We start from the raw sequence: 18,215 nt of genomic DNA, 5'->3' as shown, positions 1-18,215 counted from the left end.
CGACAGGATTTTTTCAAAATTTATTAAAAATCATCTTTTTATCATATTTTTTAGTCCATTCGATCTATCGAAAAGCCATTTTTAAAGATATATCACATCCTGTCGATTGGACAAGAGGTGTCGATTCTGCTCAAAAATAAATTGTCTAAAAATTATAAATTCTTGTTGATTTTTTCTCCGCCAATCCATATACTATAAAAAAGGCATCGGGGGGATTCTTTATGAAAGAGAAAAAAACGTATGCTGAGCTCATGAAGTCCCGCAACACCCAAAAAACCGAAGAAAACGGCGTCACCATTTTAGACATCTATATTCAAATGGTTTTAGATGAAGCGCTTTATAAACAGCGCTTAACCTTCCTAAGAGAAGAGATTGATAAGGCACTGGATCAGCGTGATGAAAAGCGATTCAATGACCTGTCAGCTCAATATGCAGAACACTGCTTACATCAATCATGATGATTTTACTTGCGGCAGAGAGACATCAACTCGTCTCTTTACCGCAAGTTTTTTGTTTATCCATTTAAAATGGTCCCGCCATTCACATGCAGCATTTGTCCATTCATATAAGATGAGTCTTCGCTCGCTAAAAATAAATAACTTGGCGCAAGCTCTACTGGCTCACCAGGACGTTCCATTGGGACATCTCCGCCAAATTCAGAGACTTCTTTTTCCGTAAAGGTTGAGGGAATCAGTGGTGTCCAAATAGGGCCAGGAGCTACTCCATTCACTCTAATCCCTTGTTTAATTAGCGATAAAGATAATGATCTCGTAAAGGTTACGACCGCCCCTTTTGTGGATGAATAATCGATCAATGTTTCATGCCCTTTATAGGCGGTGACAGATGCTGTATTAATGATACTGCTTCCTTTTTTTAAATGAGGAAGAACAGCCTTTGTTAAATAAAACATGGCAAAAATATTCGTTTGAAACGTCCGAAGAAGCTGATGCGAGGTAATTTGCTCAATGCTTTTTTGCGGATGCTGTTCCCCGGCGTTATTCACCAAAATATCAATGGAACCGAAGGCATCTTTTGTTTTTTTGACGACCTCATTCGAAAAAGCCTCATCCCCTAAATCACCTGCAATTAAAATGACACGGCCTCCCGCTTTCTCAATATAGTCCTTCGTCTCCTCGGCGTCACGATGTTCACTTAAGTAAACAATGGCGACATTGGCACCTTCTTTCGCAAATAAGACAGAAACTGCTCTTCCAATCCCGCTGTCTCCACCTGTCACAATGGCTGTTTTTCCTGCTAACTTTTTGTCCTGCACCTCACGATCAAAGACAGGTCTAGGGTTCATTTTATATTCAAGACCCGGACGTTCATTTTGGTGCTGAGGCGGTAATGTTTTCTTCGGCTGCTTTGTTGACACGTTAGTCCACTCCTTCCTTTTATCTTGTTTATTTTTATGTGCTGGCGGCTTTTTTATGTATGGCACCCCTGTTTCCTTTCTGATGTATGATTTTCAGCATTGTGGAAAAATTATACACAACAAGTCAATGGAGGCGACAACATGGAACAAGAACATAAAGGAATGGAACAGGCAAAATCATTATGGCTGGCGGACAGTCAGAAACATTCTTTTCCTTCTGTCAGTGAAGATCTCACAGCAGATGTGATCATTGTCGGCGGCGGTATTACCGGTATCGCTGCGGCGTTTGAAATGACAGAGCGAGGATTAGATGTAATTATCATTGATGCCGAACAATTGCTGCAAGGCACGACCGGACACACAACGGCTAAAATCACCTCACAGCATGATGTGTACTATTATGAGCTGATTCAACAAATTGGGATGCCAAAAGCACGTTTGTATGTAGAAGCAAATGAGAAAGCAAAAGACCTCATTCAAGCTCGTATCAAAGAGCACGACATCGATTGTCAGCTAGAGATAAAAGATGCTTACCTTTATACAAAGGAAGAAAGCGGTGTAAAAAAGTTAAAGAAGGAATTAGATGCCTACAAACAGCTTGGTATTGACCGAGAATGGAAAACAAAGCTTCCTTTTGACGCTGACATCAAAGCAGCCCTTGCGATGACCAAGCAGGCACAGTTTCATCCCCTTCATTATCTCAATGCGCTAATCGACAAGCTCCTAGAGCGAGGTGTACGTATCTTTGAACAAACAACCGCTGTTAATATAAAAGAAGGGAACCGCCCTGCTGTCGTCACAAAAAGCGGACATCATCTGACAGGGCGCTATGTCATTTCATGTTCACACTTTCCTTTTTATGATGGAAAAGGACTTTATTTCACCCGAATTCATCCAGAGCAATCCTATGTCGTAGCAGCTAGAACAACCAAACCACTCCCAGACGGAATGTACCTAGGAATTGACCAGCCTGCTCACTCTTTAAGAACAGCAGAATGGCACGGTGAAGAAGTAGTCCTCATCGGAGGAGAAGGCCATAAAACTGGACAAGGCGGAGATGAATCCGCTCACTATGAAGGACTAGAAACGTTTGGAGACGCCACCCTTGGAATAGAAGAGGTGCTGTATCGCTGGTCGACACACGATATGGTCACAATGGATCAAATCCCTTACATTGGCCGCCTGACCAAACACCACCAGAATATCTTTGTAGCAACCGGCTTTAGAAAATGGGGTATGACCACAAGCCACGTCGCAGCCACTCTTATCGGTGATTTAATTGAAGGAAAATCGAATCCATATGAATCAATCTTTACGCCATCAAGACCTGTTACTGACTCTTTCGTCAAAGATTTCGTTAAAGAAAATGCCAATGTCGCTACCAAGCTGATCAGTGGTAAATTCAAACGAACTGATCAAACAATCGATGATTTAAAACCAGGCGAGGGCGGCATTATCTCGTATGAACATAAAAGGTGCGGCGCCTATAAATCAGAGGATGGGAATGTCTTTCTAGTCGATACAACGTGTACTCACCTAGGCTGTGAAGTGGCTTGGAATAATAGTGACCGCACTTGGGATTGCCCGTGCCACGGTTCACGTTTTTCCATTACTGGAGAAGTAGTAGAAGGCCCTGCTAAAAAACCACTAAAAAGGTCATATAAAGAACAGTGAAATTTCACTCGTCCCCCCTTTAAAAAATCCAATATTATCCGATAAAAAACATAAAGTCTGATATTTTTGATGATTATGGGGGGACAAACACATTGTTATTTAAAAAAGAACCGAAAAGAAAAAACACTGCTTTTTTCACACAGCAGGATGATGGGATAAAACGAATCAACTTCTCGAACAATACGGACATCGCCAAACAAATCAAAATGATTGACCTGACGCAGCATGACCTATTGATATTAAAGCAGCTCAATCCAATTGTTCAGGATGATATTGCACATATTGTTGATAAGTTTTATAAAAATTTAGAAGTCGAGTCTTCCTTGATGCATATCATTCAAGACAATAGTTCTGTCGATCGTTTGAAAAAAACACTCCGCATTCATATTAGCGAAATGTTTGCAGGTGTGATTGACGAAGCCTATGTGGCAAAACGCATTAAAATTGCGCAAGTTCATTTACGGATTGGACTCCAGCCTAAATGGTACATGGCAGCATTCCAAGACCTTCTGCTATCCATTATGGATTTATTCGCTAACCATATCCAAGATTTCAAAGAATATCAGACAGCGGTCAAAGCGACGACGAAAATTTTAAATTTAGAACAGCAGTTAGTCCTAGATACATTCCAAAATGAATATTCTAAAATTCGTGATGAAGCAGAAGAGCAGCAGCAGGAGCTTCATACAAAAATCACAGAGACTTCAAATTCGCTTGCTTCGCTCTTCTCAAACACAACAAGTGCAGTCGACAAGCTTGTCTCAAAATCGGATGAGATGGCGGACATGTCACAAGCTGGAACACAAATTTCAGCACAAGTCGAAGAAAAATCAATCGGCGGTAAAAAAGAATTAGAAATTCAGCAAACACAAATGAACCAAATTGATGGCAGCATGACAAAAATTGAAACAGAAATTAAGCGCCTTGAAGAAATCGCCAAACAAATTGAACAAATCTTTGGGATTGTCACAGGCATTGCAGAGCAGACGAACTTGTTATCTTTAAATGCCTCAATCGAATCTGCACGAGCAGGTGAACATGGAAAAGGTTTTGCTGTGGTTGCAAACGAGGTACGCAAATTATCAGAGGACACCAAGAAAACGGTTTCAACTGTATCTGAACTTGTCAACAATACCAATTCACAAATCGCCATTGTTTCTCAGCACATTGCGGACGTGAATCTACTTGTGACAGACAGTAAAGAAAAAATGACACAAATCAATTCACTCTTTGATGATATCGTCAGCAGCATGAACTTAAGCAAAAACCAAAACGGAAAAATTGAAATTGACCTTCAGACCTTCCTTAACGAATTGAAGGAAGTCAAACAAACGGTGTCTCAAGTCGCAAGCTCCGTCGAATCCTTAACAAGCCTGACAAATCGCTAATACAGTCTTTTTTCTTCTACTTTAGTATAATAGAAGAAAAGATAGAAAAGGCGGGATTTGATTGACAACAATTTGCCTAGTCAGACACGGGGAAACAGATTGGAATGCAGCGAAACGAATTCAAGGACGAACAGATATCCCTTTAAACGATACAGGTAAATGGCAGGCTGAACAAACTGGACTTTACTTAAAGGATGTCCATTGGGATGTTGTCATTTCCAGTCCACTAACAAGGGCAAAAGAAACAGCACACTTGATTTTAAATCATGTCCATGCCCCACTTGTCATCATGGATGATTTTATAGAACGAGATTATGGTGACGCTGAAGGCATGTCGTTTGAGGAGCGTCAGAAGCTGTTTCCAGATAAACAGTATCCAAATATGGAACCAATTGAGACGATTCAAAACCGAATGCTAGAAGGTATTGAGAAAGTCAGAGCCGCCTATCCAGATCAACATGTCCTGATCGTGGCTCACGGAGCTGCTATCCATGCTTTACTCACCACTTTGGCTGATGAACATATGGGTCTACAGAACACGAGACTTGTTAATGCTTGCTTAAATTATGTGGAATGGTCAGATGGTAAATGGAAGGTCCGTGAATACAACGTGGTCAGCCATTTAACTCAATCCGCCCCTTCTTAAAGAGCCTGTTATCTGAGCAGGTTCTTTTTTATGACAAAAACAATGATAAAATAATATTTTTTTATATCGAAATTCGAAATAGATGCTAGACGATTCTACCTATTTTATGGCTTTTCGGGTATCGAATATTTAACCGGAAATGGATCATGAGAAAAAAAGCACACTCCCTTTTTAATAGATTATCGCTGAAACGATAGAATAAACATATTTTACCACCGGTTCCAAGTGACTTAATTCCCCAATTTTCGCTAGGACTTTCACAAAAATTCGGGTCTACTCTTATTTGCCTACTTCCCTTAAACTGAATATACAGAATAATCAAACGGTTCATTCTTATAGACTACGGATGATTATTCTGAAATAAGAAAAAAGGGATGTGGAATGTGCGTGAAAAAGAAAAATGTGATGACAAGTGTTTTATTGGCTGTCCCTCTTCTGTTTTCAGCAGGGTTTGGAGGATCCATGGCAAATGCCGAGACGGTCTCCAAAACAGATAGTGAAAAAAGCTATATTGTTGGTTTTAAAGCCTCTGCCACCACAAACAGCTCTAAGAAACAAGCTGTCGTTCAAAATGGTGGAAAACTAGAAAAACAATACCGCCTCATTAATGCTGCACAAGTGAAAATGTCCGAACAAGCCGCCCAAAAACTTGAACATGACCCTAGCATTGCTTACGTAGAAGAAGACCATAAAGCAGAAGCATATGCACAAACCGTCCCTTATGGAATCCCTCAAATCAAAGCTCCAGCTGTACACGCTCAAGGTTATAAAGGTGCTAATGTCAAAGTAGCTGTCCTTGATACTGGAATCCACGCTGCACACCCTGACTTAAATGTTGCAGGCGGTGCGAGCTTCGTCCCTTCAGAGCCAAATGCCACCCAAGACTTTCAATCACATGGAACTCACGTAGCTGGAACCATTGCTGCCCTTGATAACACAATTGGTGTTCTTGGGGTCGCTCCAAGCGCTTCCCTATATGCTGTGAAAGTATTAGACCGTAATGGCGACGGACAATACAGCTGGATTATTAGCGGTATTGAATGGGCTGTAGCCAATAACATGGATGTCATCAATATGAGCTTAGGCGGACCAAACGGCTCCACAGCGCTTAAAAATGCTGTTGACACAGCGAATAACCGCGGAGTCGTTGTCGTTGCCGCAGCAGGAAATTCAGGTTCATTTGGCTCTACTAGCACCGTTGGCTATCCAGCAAAATACGATTCTACAATTGCTGTTGCCAATGTAAACAGTAACAATGTCAGAAACTCATCTTCTAGCGCAGGTCCTGAATTAGATGTTTCTGCACCTGGTACTTCTATTTTAAGTACAGTGCCAAGCAGCGGATACACATCTTATACTGGAACATCTATGGCGTCTCCTCATGTAGCAGGAGCAGCAGCGCTTATTCTTTCTAAAAACCCGAACCTAACAAATTCACAGGTTCGCCAGCGCTTAGAAAATACAGCGACACCGCTTGGTGACTCATTCTATTATGGAAAAGGGTTAATCAACGTTCAAGCTGCTTCTAACTAACCAAGTGTGATAAAAAAATCCGGCTGATCCAGCCGGATTTTATTTATTACTGCTTTTTGGGCGTTTTCTCTTTTTCCGCCGCTTTTTCCATATCCATGATTCTCTCCATCATAGTTGGGTGTCCATAGCGGAAGACCTTCACTAAAAACGGTGGATTTACCTGGGACAGTCCTGATTTTGCAAGCTTTTGAAAAGACGTTACGCCTGCCTCCCCGTCTTTTGTCATGTTCACCGCATATTCGTCGGCTGCCCGTTCTTGATGCCTTGACACTGCATTTGTAAAAGGTGAAGCTGCAAATGACAGCATCGATACGATGATTAAAAGAAGCGGAAGAGCAGCAATGTCATGTGACACCTTGAGACGAAATGTGGCCGCTCCTTTTTGATAAAGATAAAAATAAAGACGGTCGATCGCAAATAATCCGGCCAATGACAGCACTAAATATCCTGCTAATCCAATATAGACGTGTTTCATGACGTAATGACCCATTTCATGCGCCATGATAAATAAAATTTCTCGGTCTTTCAGCTTTTGCAGTGTTGTGTCCCATAAGACAATACGCTTATTTTCACCAATTCCTGTGACATAAGCGTTCATCGTATTCGTTTTCTCAGACATATTGACCTCATATACATGATCTGCCGGAATATGCGCTTTGTCTGCCAGCGTTAATATCTTCTTCTCTAGAGATTGATCCTTTAGTGGATAAAAATTGTTATATAACGGATCAATGACGACCGGCTGTATAAAGAAGAGAAACAGCGTAACTGGGACTGTCAAACACCACGCATACAGCCACCAGCGTTTTCTTCTATTTTGAATCAGCCAAAAGAACACAATAGCACAAAGGGCAAGGAGCGGATATTGAATCCAAAAATCCAGTGTTTGATCTTTCAACCAGCTTGCCGTACTTTGTGCAGAAACTCCGTAGTGTAAAGACAGCTGATAGCCAATCCATTTAATTGGGAATGAAATGATCATTGTTAGAAGTGACAGCACAAACACATACACAAGTTTGCTTAAGAACTTGAAACGAGCTGCTGCCAAGCTCCAGTCTGCTATTTTCCGTGAAAACCCTAAAATGAGCAAAAGAAAAAAGACATACCAATCTAATGGGATGGTTATGAAATACAGCAGATTCCGTATATTCGAGAAATTCTCGCTGATCACAAGCTCATGACTTGTCATAAAGGTATGCGGATCTGCACTTGTCCCTTTTACACTTTCAGGTACCGATGAATCCCCCATTAGAAACAGATACGAATAAATAAAAAGACCGTACAATATGTATGCTACCGTTGCAAGAGCTACCCATTTACGTACTCGCACAGGTCAGCCTCCTTTCCATCCCTCTCTCTATTCTAGTCACGCATTTTTTCGTTTAGAACCTGTCTCATGTGGCTCCATCATAGCATGCCCCATCTGAAAAAGCTTTCGCGAAAAAAATGATTATGCGACTCAAAAATCGGAGAAGCTACATGTAAAACAGTAAGTTGGAGGATCAAAATGAAGAAAATCCTTGCAGGAGTTGTGATTTTTGGACTTTTATTAATCACCTTCTTTTATGTGTTCAGCCGGACGAGCGAAATCTTTGATGAGAATCGAGCAGAAAAATTGCTGCTCTCACCTGCGAATGAAGCCATCTCTTATGAAATAGATGATAAAGACACAGTAGAAGATTTAATTGAAGAATTAAATAAAGGCAAACAAACAAGCAATCATCTCAAGAAAAATTTAAAAAAGCCCGATTATATCGCCAAGGTGATGTTCGGACGAACAAACGGCACCACCTTCCAGCTTTGGACCAACCGATCACAGGTCGTTTTTTTAGTTGATGGAACGTTTTATGAACTGAATCAAAAACAGTCGAATTCTTTTCAAAGACAGTTAAAAGAAGCCATTCAAAAGAGCTGAAATGATCTTTGAGAGAAAACCTTGAATTGCGAGGATTTGTCTACATGCTAAGGGAGTCTCCTCATCAGAGACTCCCTTTTTTTATTTACTTTCTTCTGCTTGATACTTTTCTCTTAGCGCTCTTCTTAAAATTTTACCTGTTGTGTTTTTAGGAATATCATCTATGAAATGGATCGTTTGGGGCTGCTTATATTTTGCTAAATAGCGTGAACAATGTGTGATGATGTCTTCTTGATTAATGTGAGCATGTTTCTTAGGGGAAATGTAACAGACGACTGCCTCTCCTGTGTTTGGGTCTGGCACACCGATGACGACGGCTTCTGCTACAGCTTCATGTTGATAGAGTACTTCTTCTACTTCTCTTGGATAAACATTATAACCGCCAACAAGAATCATATCCTTTTTCCGATCGACAATATAAATATATCCTTCTTCATCTCTTCTCGCCAAATCGCCAGTATATAGCCAGCCGTCTCTTAGTGCAGCTTCTGTATCTTCTGGCATTTGATAATAGCCTTTCATGATGTTTGGCCCTTTTGCTATCAGCTCTCCGACTTCATTTGGACCGACTTCTTCTCCTAGTTCATTCACAATTTTATTCTTCACATTCATAATGTCAGTCCCGACAGAACCTGGTTTTCTTTTTCCGTCAAGAGGATTGAATGCAGTCACTGGAGATGCCTCTGATAGCCCATAGCCCTCAAGGACCGTAACACCGAATTTTTCCTCAAAGCCATGGAGTAAGGCAACAGGCATTGAGGCACCACCTGATATACAGATCCTCACGGATGACATCGCTTCCTCATGTCCCTCCTGGCGGTACAAATAGTTATACATGGTGGGCACTCCAACAAATAGCGTTGGCTTCTCTTTTTCCATCATGCTCAAAAGCTCTGACGGGCTGAAATGTGGCAAGACATAAATCGTCGCACCATGAATCAACGGCGCATTCATACAGACTGTTAAACAAAATACATGGAACATTGGCAAAGCGGCAATAACCTTGTCCTTTTTATCAATTGATAAATACTCAGCGACATCTCTGGCATTTGAATAAAGGTTGAAATGAGTCAGCATGGCACCTTTTGGTTTTCCTGTCGTGCCAGATGTAAATAAAATAACAGCAGTATCATCTGGCTGAATGGAAGGATGTACGTTTTCATTCGCAGAACCTGTCACAAGCTTTCCAAAGAAAACAAGTCGATCAGATACTTCCTTGAAGCTTGATCTGCACGCCGATTCATTTTCTGCACAAATAATGACTCTTTCAATGGACGGAAGCTGCTCATACACCTGCTCGTAAACTGGCAGAAGCTGTTCAGGCGCCACAATACCTTTCACATCGCCTGTGATGAGCATATATCCAATTTCACTAGGTGTGTATGTTGGGTTAATAGGTACAACGACAAGCCCTGCCTTTAATGCGCCAAAAAAAGAAATGACAAAATGCGGTGAATTTCCCAAAATAAGCGCGATATGATCCCCAGCTTGAAACCCTTCGCTCACTAATCCATCTGCAAAACGCTCGATACTTGTCATCAGCTCTCGATAGGTCCACTTCTTTCCTTCAAAGATCAGTGCGATATTTTCTCCCTTCGTCATCGCCGTCTGCTGAAGATTTTTGATCAAATCCATTCTCCCACCCCTTACATGTCATCAATGAATGAATGACCATTCATTTTATGGCCGAACATTCCTCCTTTCTATTATAATAGACAATCGAAAAAATCCACAAGATCAAATGTAAATCGCTTTCATTTCCTTCAATCAAAAAAGCACTGCTATCTCTAGCCGTGCTTTCCCGCATTTAATAAATCAAATCAAGAAAATCCTCTTTTGATACGTTGCCGAAATAGTGGCGCATATCCATATCTTCTAAGACATCACTGATCGTTTTACGATCATATTGTTGTCCGATGAGCCGCTTCTCAATATCAGCAATATCCCCTACGCCAAAGAAATCACCAAAGATTTTGCAATCCTGGATCATCCCTTTTTTCACTTCTAATCGCAAATCAATGGAGCCTGCAGGGAATCTCTTAGAATGCTGCAAATTAAATTTCGGTGAACGGCCGTAGTTCCATTCCCATTTTTGATAGCGATCTCGAGAAATTTCGTGAATCTTTTCCCAATCCTTTTCAGTCAGGCGATATTGAGGCACGTCCCCATTTGTATCAAAAATGTAGCTTAAAAGAATTTTTCTAAATTCTTCTGTTGTCATTTTTTGATCCATCAGTTCACTGATATTGGCAATCCTGCTTCTAATCGATTTGATGCCTTTTGATTCAATTTTTTCTTTTTTCACATTTAAAGCCGAAACGACATGTTCAATTTCTGAATCAAATAGCAGTGTGCCATGGCTGAAAATACGTCCTCTTGTTGCGAACTGGGCATTTCCAGAAATTTTACGTCCATCTGCCATGATGTCATTTCTGCCGCTCAATTCAGCTTTAACGCCCAGCTTTTCAAGCGCTTTGATGACTGGCTCTGTGAACTTTTTAAAGTTATGGAAGCTGTCTCCATCATCTTTTGTGATAAAGCTGAAGTTTAAGTTCCCTTTGTCATGGTAAACTGCACCACCGCCGGATAAGCGGCGCACGACTTTGATTCCGTTGTCTTCCACATACTTTGTGTTGATTTCTTCTATTGTATTTTGGTTCTTTCCAATAATGATCGACGGCTTATTGATGTAAAACAGCAAATATGTTTCTTCTGGATCTAAATATTTTAAGCAATATTCTTCAATTGCCAAATTAATCATTGGATCATAATGTTGTTCGTTATCGATAAACAGCATCTCTATCTTCCTTCCTTGTTCCATCTAAGCCCTGAATGGGCAAGCTGTATACTGCCAGTATATAACGCCTGTGCTTCATTGACTAGGTCTTTATGACGACCAAAATGGGGCAGATGGGTGATGATGAGTTCCCCAACATTTGCTTCCTTTGCAATCTTCCCTACTTCCGTACTGTTCATATGTCCAGCACCTGATCCATCTTGTCCAGCGTAAAAATTGCTTTCGGCAATGAGCAGATCTGCCCCCTTGCTAAATGGAATAAATGCCTCCTGATAGCTTGAGTCTGCTGTATACACGACCACAGCATCTTCTGCCTGAATTCTCATTGCATAGCATTCTGCCGGATGAACCGTTTTCAAAAAATCAATTTGAAAGGGTCCGACTTGAATCCCTTCTTCCGGCTGATAAGGCTCTGCCTTTGTATGTACATCATCAGAAAGCCGTCCAAATGCTTCTTGATCACCAGTATGGCCATAGATCGGAAGCGGACCGCTGCTTTTTCCTAAATGATACCCCACTAGCTTCGCATATTGGAGTGGTCCGATATCTGCAATATGATCATGGTGATAATGAGAAAGGAGAACAGCATCTAGTTCTTCTATATCAATGTATTGCTGCAGCTTTGAAAGAACACCGCTTCCGCAGTCTACAAGAAGACGAAAGCCATCTGATTCAAAAAGGTAGCCTGATGTCGCTTCACCAGCTGCCGGAAACCCTCCATAGCATCCAATTACGGTTAATTTCATCGTCATTTTTCCCTCCTTTTCTAAAAATCCCCTTCTTACAATATACCCATTTTTCATGGAAAAAGCATTCTTCCTGCCTATTGTTGCAAAACAGATTGACAATTATTAATCTGTTATAATACAATAATAGCAACAAAACGTATTGGAGGATGACAAATGCTAGGAAAAATCACAGAGTTTTTTAGAAATTTGCCCTCAAAAAAATGCACAAAATGTGGAAATGATTTAATGGAACAGCACGAGTGTTATGGTAATGAATGTGAGGAATGCTCACAAGTAAGTTATCTTAAATAAGGAAATAAATTGAATAAAAAAGCACTTTTTTCCTCCTTCGTCAGTTGGAGTCAAAAGTGCTTTTTATTTTTTCTGAAAAATAGGTAAAAAGGTAAAACCCCCGTCACAAATGGGTTTTTTAGTATTTTCATATGATGAGTTTTAGTTCTGAAGACACTTTTTATTGACTCGAAACAATGAAGGGGGTTCTAAATGTCTATTTTTTCTAACAATTTTGTATTTTCTTAATATAATTTTATCGTGGACGAACCTCTTTAATTTTAGTTATACTTTAATTCATATATTAAAACTTAATATAATGGGAATATTCCTTTAATGAATATGTTAGGGAGGAAATCTATGAAAAAATTAAAATTTGGATTGGCTACTCAAATCCTAATCGGTCTTATTCTCGGTGTCGTAGTTGGGGCAATCTTTTTCGGTAACCCAGGTGTCGAGACATACTTAAAACCAATTGGAGACTTCTTCTTAAGGCTCATCAAAATGATTGTCATACCAATTGTCGTATCCAGCTTAATTTTAGGTGTTGCAGGTGCGGGTGATGGTAAAAAAGTAGGGAAACTAGGTTTTAGAACCATTCTTTATTTTGAAATTATCACAACATTTGCGATTATTCTTGGTCTTGTCCTTGCAAACTTTGTACAGCCTGGTGCAGGCGTTGACTTTGGACATGCAGAAAAACAAGATATTAGCCAGTATGTTGAAACGGAAAAAGAGCAAAGCAGCAAATCAGTTGCTGATACGTTCCTTCATATCGTTCCAACGAACTTCTTCCAATCATTGGCGGAAGGTGATTTGCTTGCGATTATTTTCTTCACTGTGCTATTTGCACTTGGCGTTTCAGCGATTGGGGAACGCGGTAAACCAGTGCTCGCCTTCTTCGAAGGTGTATCACATGCCATGTTCCATGTCGTCAATGTTGTGATGAAAGCTGCACCATTTGGTGTATTTGCACTCATTGGTGTGACCGTATCAAAATTTGGTCTTGAATCTCTTATTTCATTAGGTAAGCTTGTAGGTCTTGTTTATTTTGCGCTCGCCCTCTTCCTTATCGTTGTATTCGGAATTATCGGAAAGATGATTGGCGTCAATATTTTCAGATTTCTTGCTTACATGAAAGACGAAATGCTTCTTGCCTTTAGTACATCCAGCTCTGAAACAGTTTTACCAAGAGTCATGGATAAAATGGAGCGCATCGGATGTCCAAAAGGAATTGTTTCGTTCGTTATCCCAATCGGTTATACGTTTAATCTGGACGGCTCCGTCTTGTATCAAGCCATTGCTGCGCTTTTCCTTGCACAGGTATATGGCATTGACCTTACGATCGTCCAGCAGCTTACACTAGTTCTTGTGCTGATGGTTACATCTAAAGGAATGGCTGCCGTTCCTGGTACTTCATTTGTTGTATTACTCGCAACATTAGGAACGATCGGTGTACCTGCTGAAGGTCTTGCATTTATTGCAGGTGTGGATCGTATCATGGATATGGCGCGGACAGTTGTGAACTTAACAGGAAATGCACTTGCAGCTGTTGTCATGTCTAAATGGGAAGGGCAGTATGACCCTGAAAAAGGACATCGTGTGATGACTGGACAAGAGGCACCTGAGCCAACACAGCTTTCAAGTTAATGAAAAAGAACCCCAACTTTCGGGGTTCTTTTTTTATGCTGTGATTAATGGTGATTGAACATAGTAGTAAAGGAGATCCGCTGTATGGATAAGTGAATCTTCATGTGTTCTTTCAAAAGCATGCGAGGAGTCTATACCAGGACCAATCAGTCCATGAATGATATCATGCCCTGCTCTAATGGCTGCTGATGCATCAGAGCCATAATAAGGGTAAATATCAAGGCGGTAATCAATGTTGTTCTCTTCTGCTAATGCAGCTAAATGCTTGCGTAATCCATAGTGATAAGGGCCGCTCGAATCCTTTACACAAATCGATACACTGTATTCATCTGTTGATTGACCGTCACCGATCGCACCCATATCTACAGCTAGGTATTCCACTGTTTCTTCTGGAATATTCGAGTTGCCACCGTAGCCAATCTCTTCATTATTGGAAATTAAGAAATGCGTCGTATGCGGCAATGTGATCTTTTCCTTTTGAATCCGGTGGATGAGCCGCAAAAGCAGCGCAACACTTGCCTTATCATCAAGATGTCTTGATTTAATAAACCCTGAAGACGTCACTTCCACTCTCGGATTAAATGAAATAAAGTCCCCTACTTGAATGCCAAGTGCTTTGATATCGTCTGCATTTTTCACCTTTTCATCGAGACGAATCTCCATATTTTCTTGGTCTCGTTTCGCTTTTCCAGCATCCGCATAAACATGAACGGATGTTTGATGCATAAGGATGGTCCCTGTGTATGTATGGCCTGATGCTGTTTCAATTTCACAATATTCGCCTTCAATTGAGTTATATTGAAAGCCTCCAATGAGTGCAAGACGAAGCCGTCCATTTGATTTAATTTCCTTAACCATCGCACCGAGCGTATCAACATGCGCTGTCAGCATGCGGTGTTCTTTGTCATTTGTCCCTTTGATGGTGGCAATTAATCCGCCTTTTCGATTTCGTTTTGTCTCAATATTCAAATCTTGTAAAAAACGTTCAACAAAGCCGATCACTTTTTCTGTATTGCCTGAGGGACTTGGGATTGATACGAGCTTTTGAATCAGCTGAACGGTTTCGTTTACTTCAGTTGTCATTCGGCATTTCCTCCTTTGTCTGAAAGCAATTCCTTCCATGTATGCCTTTTTCAGCATCTCTTCTTAAAATATATCGCTTCAGGTTCGAGATGTCTAATTTCAAATGAAAAATCCTTCCTCTATAAAGAGAAAGGATTCATAGATTAAGCTTCGTCCTGTTTCATTTTTCTTACGTTCCAAGCAAAGTATGCTGTAGTTGCTGCCATCATGATGATCGCAACTGTTCCAAGGATCGCTGCTTGGTGCCATAAATAGCTGTCATCACCGCTTGCAATGATCGTTCTAAATCCGTTGATGGTATACGTCATTGGAAGCAGACTATGAATGACTTGGAAGAATTTCGGCACAAGCTCAAGCGGGAATGTACCAGCACTTGCTGCGAGCTGAAGAACCAAGATAATAACGGCAATGAAGCGTCCTGGGTTCCCCATCGTTGTCGCCAGCAGCTGAATGATCGCTAAGAATGTCAGACTGACGATAATCGCAAAGAGATAGAAGCGCCAGAGGCTTTCCACCTCAAGACCAAGCCCAAAGATGAGCATGGAGCTTGCAATGACTGCTTGCAGGATACCGACAAAGAGGAGCACACTATATTTGCTGAAAAACCATTCAAACGCATTTCTAGGGCGTCCAGCAGGGTCTTTCATTGGGAATACAACTGTGAGCATGAGAGCCCCTACAAAGAGTCCCATCGATAAAATATAAGGTGTGAGCCCTGTACCATAATTATCGATCTTTTTCGCTGTATCATTTTCTGTTTTCACGGGACTCGCAATCATATTGTAATTGTCTTGACCCGCATCAATTTCTCCTGTTTCATCAGCGGCGCTTTTTAATTTATCGGACAGCTTACCTGTACCGCTCTTTAAATCTCCCAATCCTTTATCGAGTGATTTTGAGCCTTCAGCAAGCTTAGATGTGTTGCTTTGGATATTCGTTGAACCACTTTCCAGCTTATTTAACGCTGCACTCAGCTGGCTTGAACCATTGGCAAGCTTATCCGCACCGCTTTTCGCTGTATCAAGCTTTCCATTTGCTGTTTGCAGACCATCTTGTAATTGGCCTTGGCCTGTTTGGAGCTTTAGTGCACCTTGATACAATTTATTCGTACCAGATGTCATTTGATCAATCGCATTTTGTATCGCGACTGTAGACGTGTACAGCTGTTCCGTTTTCTTTGGCAGCTGTTTGACTTGCTGCAGCTGAGCTTTTGCAGAAGCAACCGCAGATTGAACCTCACTAGCATCAGGCAGTTCCTGCAAGGCTGCTAAGCTTTGTTCAAGTCCAGACAGATCAGGCAGTTCGATTTTAGGCAAACTGTCAAGCTGATCCATTGCCGCCTTTTTCTCTTCATCTGTCATTGAGCTGTTTTGGATGATGCTTTTTACTTTAGCATCTCGATTCGATAACGCTTCTTTTAATGAAGCAAGTTTTGTACTAAACGTTTTTGCGTCTTTTTTCACCTGATCAAGTTTAGGCGCCATCTTTTCAAGATTCGCTAATTCTGGTGAAGACAAGACTTTTTCTACTGCTTCGATTTTTTCTGAAAAAGATTGTGCTTTGTTGTTTAGCTGCTCAATACCCGCTGTAAATTGCGGCATTTTAGAAGCGAGCTGCTGATGGCCTTCGCGGCTTGTGTTTAGCCCTTCAGTCAATGTATCAATCCCTGTACCAAGCTCCCCAAATTTCTGATCGATGGTTTGATAGCCTGTTAAGAGCTGGCCAAGACCGCTGTCAAGAGATTGTATCCCTGTGTTCAATTCACCCATTTTACCAGCAAACTGATGAACACCTTCGCTATAGGTTAATGTTCCTTCAGCCAATTTTGCTAAATTATCCTTTAACTTGTTACTGCCATCTTTTGCACTTTTTGTTCCGTCATCAATTTTCTTCGCACCATCGCTTGCTTGATCTAAGCCTTTTGCAATCGTTTTGAAGTTATCAAAAATGACCTCTGCGTAATTTTTTGTGACTTCCTTTGAAACCGAATCTTTTAATTTGATAATGGCATTATTCGCAATTTGTGACGCCGCATAGTTGGCGCCTGGATTCGTATAATATTTCAGATTCGATTTTTTCGGATGTTTATCAAGGACTGTACTTGCATTTTTCGAGAAATTCTTTGGTATTTCCACGACGAGATAATAATCCTCGTTATTTAATCCCTTCAAGGCTTTTTCTTCACTATCGACAAAGTTCCATTTGAAATTATCATTTTTCTTTAATTCCTTCACTAAATCATCGCCGACATGCAGTGTTTTTCCGTCATAATGACTGCCTTCATCCAAGTTGACAACCGCTACAGGCAATTGATCAACTGTACCATAAGGATCCCAGTACGCTTTTAAAAATACGCCGCTGTAAATCAGCGGAATAAATAAGACAGCGAAAATCGGGATCAGTAGTTTTTTGCTCGTCACAATGTCTTTCCATTGATTCCGAATTAAATTCATTGCTGTTTTCCTCCCATAGATGAATGACTAAATTTAGAATTTGGTCATTTGAACTTAAAAAAAATTATGTTGCTGCTAAAAGTCCTTTGAGTACATAAAGCTCCAGCGACTCGGCCACCTCTTCTTTTGTTAAAGGCTCGTATCGCTTTTCCCAATCAAAAATAAGTGCAATATATAGTTTCACCATCACAAATGCAGTCAATTCAGGATCACAAGGCTTAATATCGCCTTTATCAATCGCTTCTTTTACTTTCGTTTTAATATAGCGAATGATCATTTGCTCCATCTTCTCAATCATTTCCTTGACCGCTGACGTGCCAAGCTCCGCACTTTCCTGAAAGATTTTGATTGTGAGCTGGTGGTTTTTTCGAAATTCCAATATTGCAAAGAGTGCTAAGTGAAGATTTTCAGAGAAACTTTTCTCCTCATCCATTGCTTCATCCGCAATTTTCCTCATCTCCATTAAAAGGGATGTGAAAATTTCATCAAACAGCTCTTCTTTGTTTTTGAAAAAGGTATAAATGGTTCCTTTTCCGACGTTGGCAAGCTTCGCCACAAGGTCCATTGTGGTGGCTTTATAACCGAATTGAGTAAATGCCTTCGTAGCCCCGTCTAAAATCATTTGTCTCCTATCAACACTCATGATCTCACTCCCAAAATGACTATTTGAACGTTTTGGTCA

General features: G+C 40.7%; 16 protein-coding genes and 1 pseudogene. 9 read left to right on the top strand and 8 right to left on the bottom strand.

Annotated elements, in window-relative coordinates; translation table 11 throughout:
* Positions 1-221: 221 nt before the first annotated feature.
* On the top strand, positions 222-458 hold the full coding sequence (locus AAZR19_RS00780; RefSeq protein WP_008348804.1) for an IDEAL domain-containing protein: 237 nt from the start codon (positions 222-224) through the stop codon (positions 456-458).
* A 56-nt stretch (positions 459-514) separates the two neighbouring features.
* On the opposite strand, the gene AAZR19_RS00775 is transcribed toward AAZR19_RS00780, so the two are convergent.
* Positions 515-1,375, bottom strand: a complete 861-nt coding sequence (locus AAZR19_RS00775; RefSeq protein WP_024425480.1) for an SDR family oxidoreductase — start codon at positions 1,373-1,375, stop codon at positions 515-517.
* Positions 1,376-1,516: 141 nt separating this feature from the next.
* Here AAZR19_RS00775 and AAZR19_RS00770 point away from each other — a divergent pair, with 141 nt between their 5' ends.
* From AAZR19_RS00770 to AAZR19_RS00750, 5 genes and pseudogenes are all read left to right on the top strand, one after another.
* Positions 1,517-3,049: an FAD-dependent oxidoreductase gene (locus AAZR19_RS00770; RefSeq protein WP_163115317.1), complete on the top strand. Its 1,533-nt coding sequence runs from the start codon at positions 1,517-1,519 to the stop codon at positions 3,047-3,049.
* A gap of 92 nt (positions 3,050-3,141) precedes the next feature.
* A pseudogene (locus AAZR19_RS00765) lies at positions 3,142-3,681 on the top strand (protoglobin family protein); the annotation flags it as partial.
* A 144-nt stretch (positions 3,682-3,825) separates the two neighbouring features.
* Positions 3,826-4,437, top strand: a complete 612-nt coding sequence (locus AAZR19_RS00760) for a methyl-accepting chemotaxis protein (RefSeq protein ID WP_404841197.1) — start codon at positions 3,826-3,828, stop codon at positions 4,435-4,437.
* A 61-nt stretch (positions 4,438-4,498) separates the two neighbouring features.
* Positions 4,499-5,083: a histidine phosphatase family protein gene (locus AAZR19_RS00755; RefSeq protein ID WP_087975635.1), complete on the top strand. Its 585-nt coding sequence runs from the start codon at positions 4,499-4,501 to the stop codon at positions 5,081-5,083.
* A 387-nt stretch (positions 5,084-5,470) separates the two neighbouring features.
* A complete protein-coding gene (locus AAZR19_RS00750; protein WP_204305249.1) occupies positions 5,471-6,616 on the top strand; it encodes a serine alkaline protease SapB in 1,146 nt (381 codons plus the stop codon).
* A 46-nt stretch (positions 6,617-6,662) separates the two neighbouring features.
* Here AAZR19_RS00750 and AAZR19_RS00745 read toward each other — a convergent pair whose 3' ends face one another.
* Positions 6,663-7,946: a M48 family metallopeptidase gene (locus AAZR19_RS00745; protein ID WP_163115319.1), complete on the bottom strand. Its 1,284-nt coding sequence runs from the start codon at positions 7,944-7,946 to the stop codon at positions 6,663-6,665.
* Positions 7,947-8,123: 177 nt separating this feature from the next.
* On the opposite strand from AAZR19_RS00745, the gene AAZR19_RS00740 reads away from it, so the two are divergent.
* Entirely contained in the window at positions 8,124-8,531 is a 408-nt protein-coding gene (locus AAZR19_RS00740) for a hypothetical protein (RefSeq protein ID WP_041109996.1), read from the top strand.
* Positions 8,532-8,612: 81 nt separating this feature from the next.
* Here the strand turns inward: AAZR19_RS00740 and AAZR19_RS00735 are convergent, their stop codons facing one another.
* From AAZR19_RS00735 to AAZR19_RS00725, 3 genes are all read right to left on the bottom strand, one after another.
* Positions 8,613-10,166, bottom strand: a complete 1,554-nt coding sequence (locus AAZR19_RS00735) for a fatty acid--CoA ligase family protein (RefSeq protein WP_041109994.1) — start codon at positions 10,164-10,166, stop codon at positions 8,613-8,615.
* 172 nt (positions 10,167-10,338) lie between these two features.
* Positions 10,339-11,328 carry a lipoate--protein ligase gene (locus AAZR19_RS00730; RefSeq protein WP_041109992.1) on the bottom strand — a complete coding sequence of 330 codons (990 nt, stop codon included), beginning with the start codon at positions 11,326-11,328 and terminating at the stop codon, positions 10,339-10,341.
* 2 nt (positions 11,329-11,330) lie between these two features.
* The gene (locus tag AAZR19_RS00725) at positions 11,331-12,074 is read right to left on the bottom strand and encodes an MBL fold metallo-hydrolase (RefSeq protein WP_041110186.1); all 744 of its coding nucleotides are present in this window, start codon (positions 12,072-12,074) and stop codon (positions 11,331-11,333) included.
* 156 nt (positions 12,075-12,230) lie between these two features.
* Between AAZR19_RS00725 and yhfH the strand changes: the two genes are divergently transcribed.
* Complete coding sequence (yhfH, locus tag AAZR19_RS00720; RefSeq protein ID WP_008359029.1) at positions 12,231-12,368, top strand: protein YhfH; 138 nt, start codon at positions 12,231-12,233, stop codon at positions 12,366-12,368.
* 339 nt (positions 12,369-12,707) lie between these two features.
* A complete protein-coding gene (locus AAZR19_RS00715) occupies positions 12,708-13,997 on the top strand; it encodes a cation:dicarboxylate symporter family transporter (protein ID WP_041109990.1) in 1,290 nt (429 codons plus the stop codon).
* A gap of 33 nt (positions 13,998-14,030) precedes the next feature.
* Here the strand turns inward: AAZR19_RS00715 and AAZR19_RS00710 are convergent, their stop codons facing one another.
* From AAZR19_RS00710 to AAZR19_RS00700, 3 genes are all read right to left on the bottom strand, one after another.
* Positions 14,031-15,080, bottom strand: a complete 1,050-nt coding sequence (locus AAZR19_RS00710; protein WP_041109988.1) for a M42 family metallopeptidase — start codon at positions 15,078-15,080, stop codon at positions 14,031-14,033.
* A 143-nt stretch (positions 15,081-15,223) separates the two neighbouring features.
* A complete protein-coding gene (locus AAZR19_RS00705) occupies positions 15,224-17,533 on the bottom strand; it encodes a YhgE/Pip domain-containing protein (protein WP_041109986.1) in 2,310 nt (769 codons plus the stop codon).
* A 64-nt stretch (positions 17,534-17,597) separates the two neighbouring features.
* Complete coding sequence (locus AAZR19_RS00700; RefSeq protein WP_034282193.1) at positions 17,598-18,176, bottom strand: TetR/AcrR family transcriptional regulator; 579 nt, start codon at positions 18,174-18,176, stop codon at positions 17,598-17,600.
* Positions 18,177-18,215: the final 39 nt, after the last annotated feature.

The organism is Bacillus sp. Je.9.29.b, assembly GCF_051129925.1.
In the GTDB taxonomy this organism is placed as follows: domain Bacteria; phylum Bacillota; class Bacilli; order Bacillales; family Bacillaceae; genus Bacillus; species Bacillus safensis.
This window is presented reverse-complemented; position numbering and strand designations above follow the sequence as displayed.

Excerpts from the sequence above, each read along its gene's own strand:
- AAZR19_RS00730 (WP_041109992.1), bottom strand. The coding sequence starts at position 11,328 with ATGCTGTTTATCGATAACGAACAACATTATGATCCAATGATTAATTTG.
- yhfH (WP_008359029.1), top strand. The coding sequence starts at position 12,231 with ATGCTAGGAAAAATCACAGAGTTTTTTAGAAATTTGCCCTCAAAAAAA.
- AAZR19_RS00705 (WP_041109986.1), bottom strand. The coding sequence starts at position 17,533 with ATGAATTTAATTCGGAATCAATGGAAAGACATTGTGACGAGCAAAAAA.
- AAZR19_RS00780 (WP_008348804.1), top strand. The coding sequence starts at position 222 with ATGAAAGAGAAAAAAACGTATGCTGAGCTCATGAAGTCCCGCAACACC.
- AAZR19_RS00700 (WP_034282193.1), bottom strand. The coding sequence starts at position 18,176 with ATGAGTGTTGATAGGAGACAAATGATTTTAGACGGGGCTACGAAGGCA.
- AAZR19_RS00735 (WP_041109994.1), bottom strand. The coding sequence starts at position 10,166 with ATGGATTTGATCAAAAATCTTCAGCAGACGGCGATGACGAAGGGAGAA.
- AAZR19_RS00715 (WP_041109990.1), top strand. The coding sequence starts at position 12,708 with ATGAAAAAATTAAAATTTGGATTGGCTACTCAAATCCTAATCGGTCTT.
- AAZR19_RS00760 (WP_404841197.1), top strand. The coding sequence starts at position 3,826 with ATGGCGGACATGTCACAAGCTGGAACACAAATTTCAGCACAAGTCGAA.
- AAZR19_RS00725 (WP_041110186.1), bottom strand. The coding sequence starts at position 12,074 with ATGAAATTAACCGTAATTGGATGCTATGGAGGGTTTCCGGCAGCTGGT.
- AAZR19_RS00710 (WP_041109988.1), bottom strand. The coding sequence starts at position 15,080 with ATGACAACTGAAGTAAACGAAACCGTTCAGCTGATTCAAAAGCTCGTA.
- AAZR19_RS00770 (WP_163115317.1), top strand. The coding sequence starts at position 1,517 with ATGGAACAAGAACATAAAGGAATGGAACAGGCAAAATCATTATGGCTG.
- AAZR19_RS00740 (WP_041109996.1), top strand. The coding sequence starts at position 8,124 with ATGAAGAAAATCCTTGCAGGAGTTGTGATTTTTGGACTTTTATTAATC.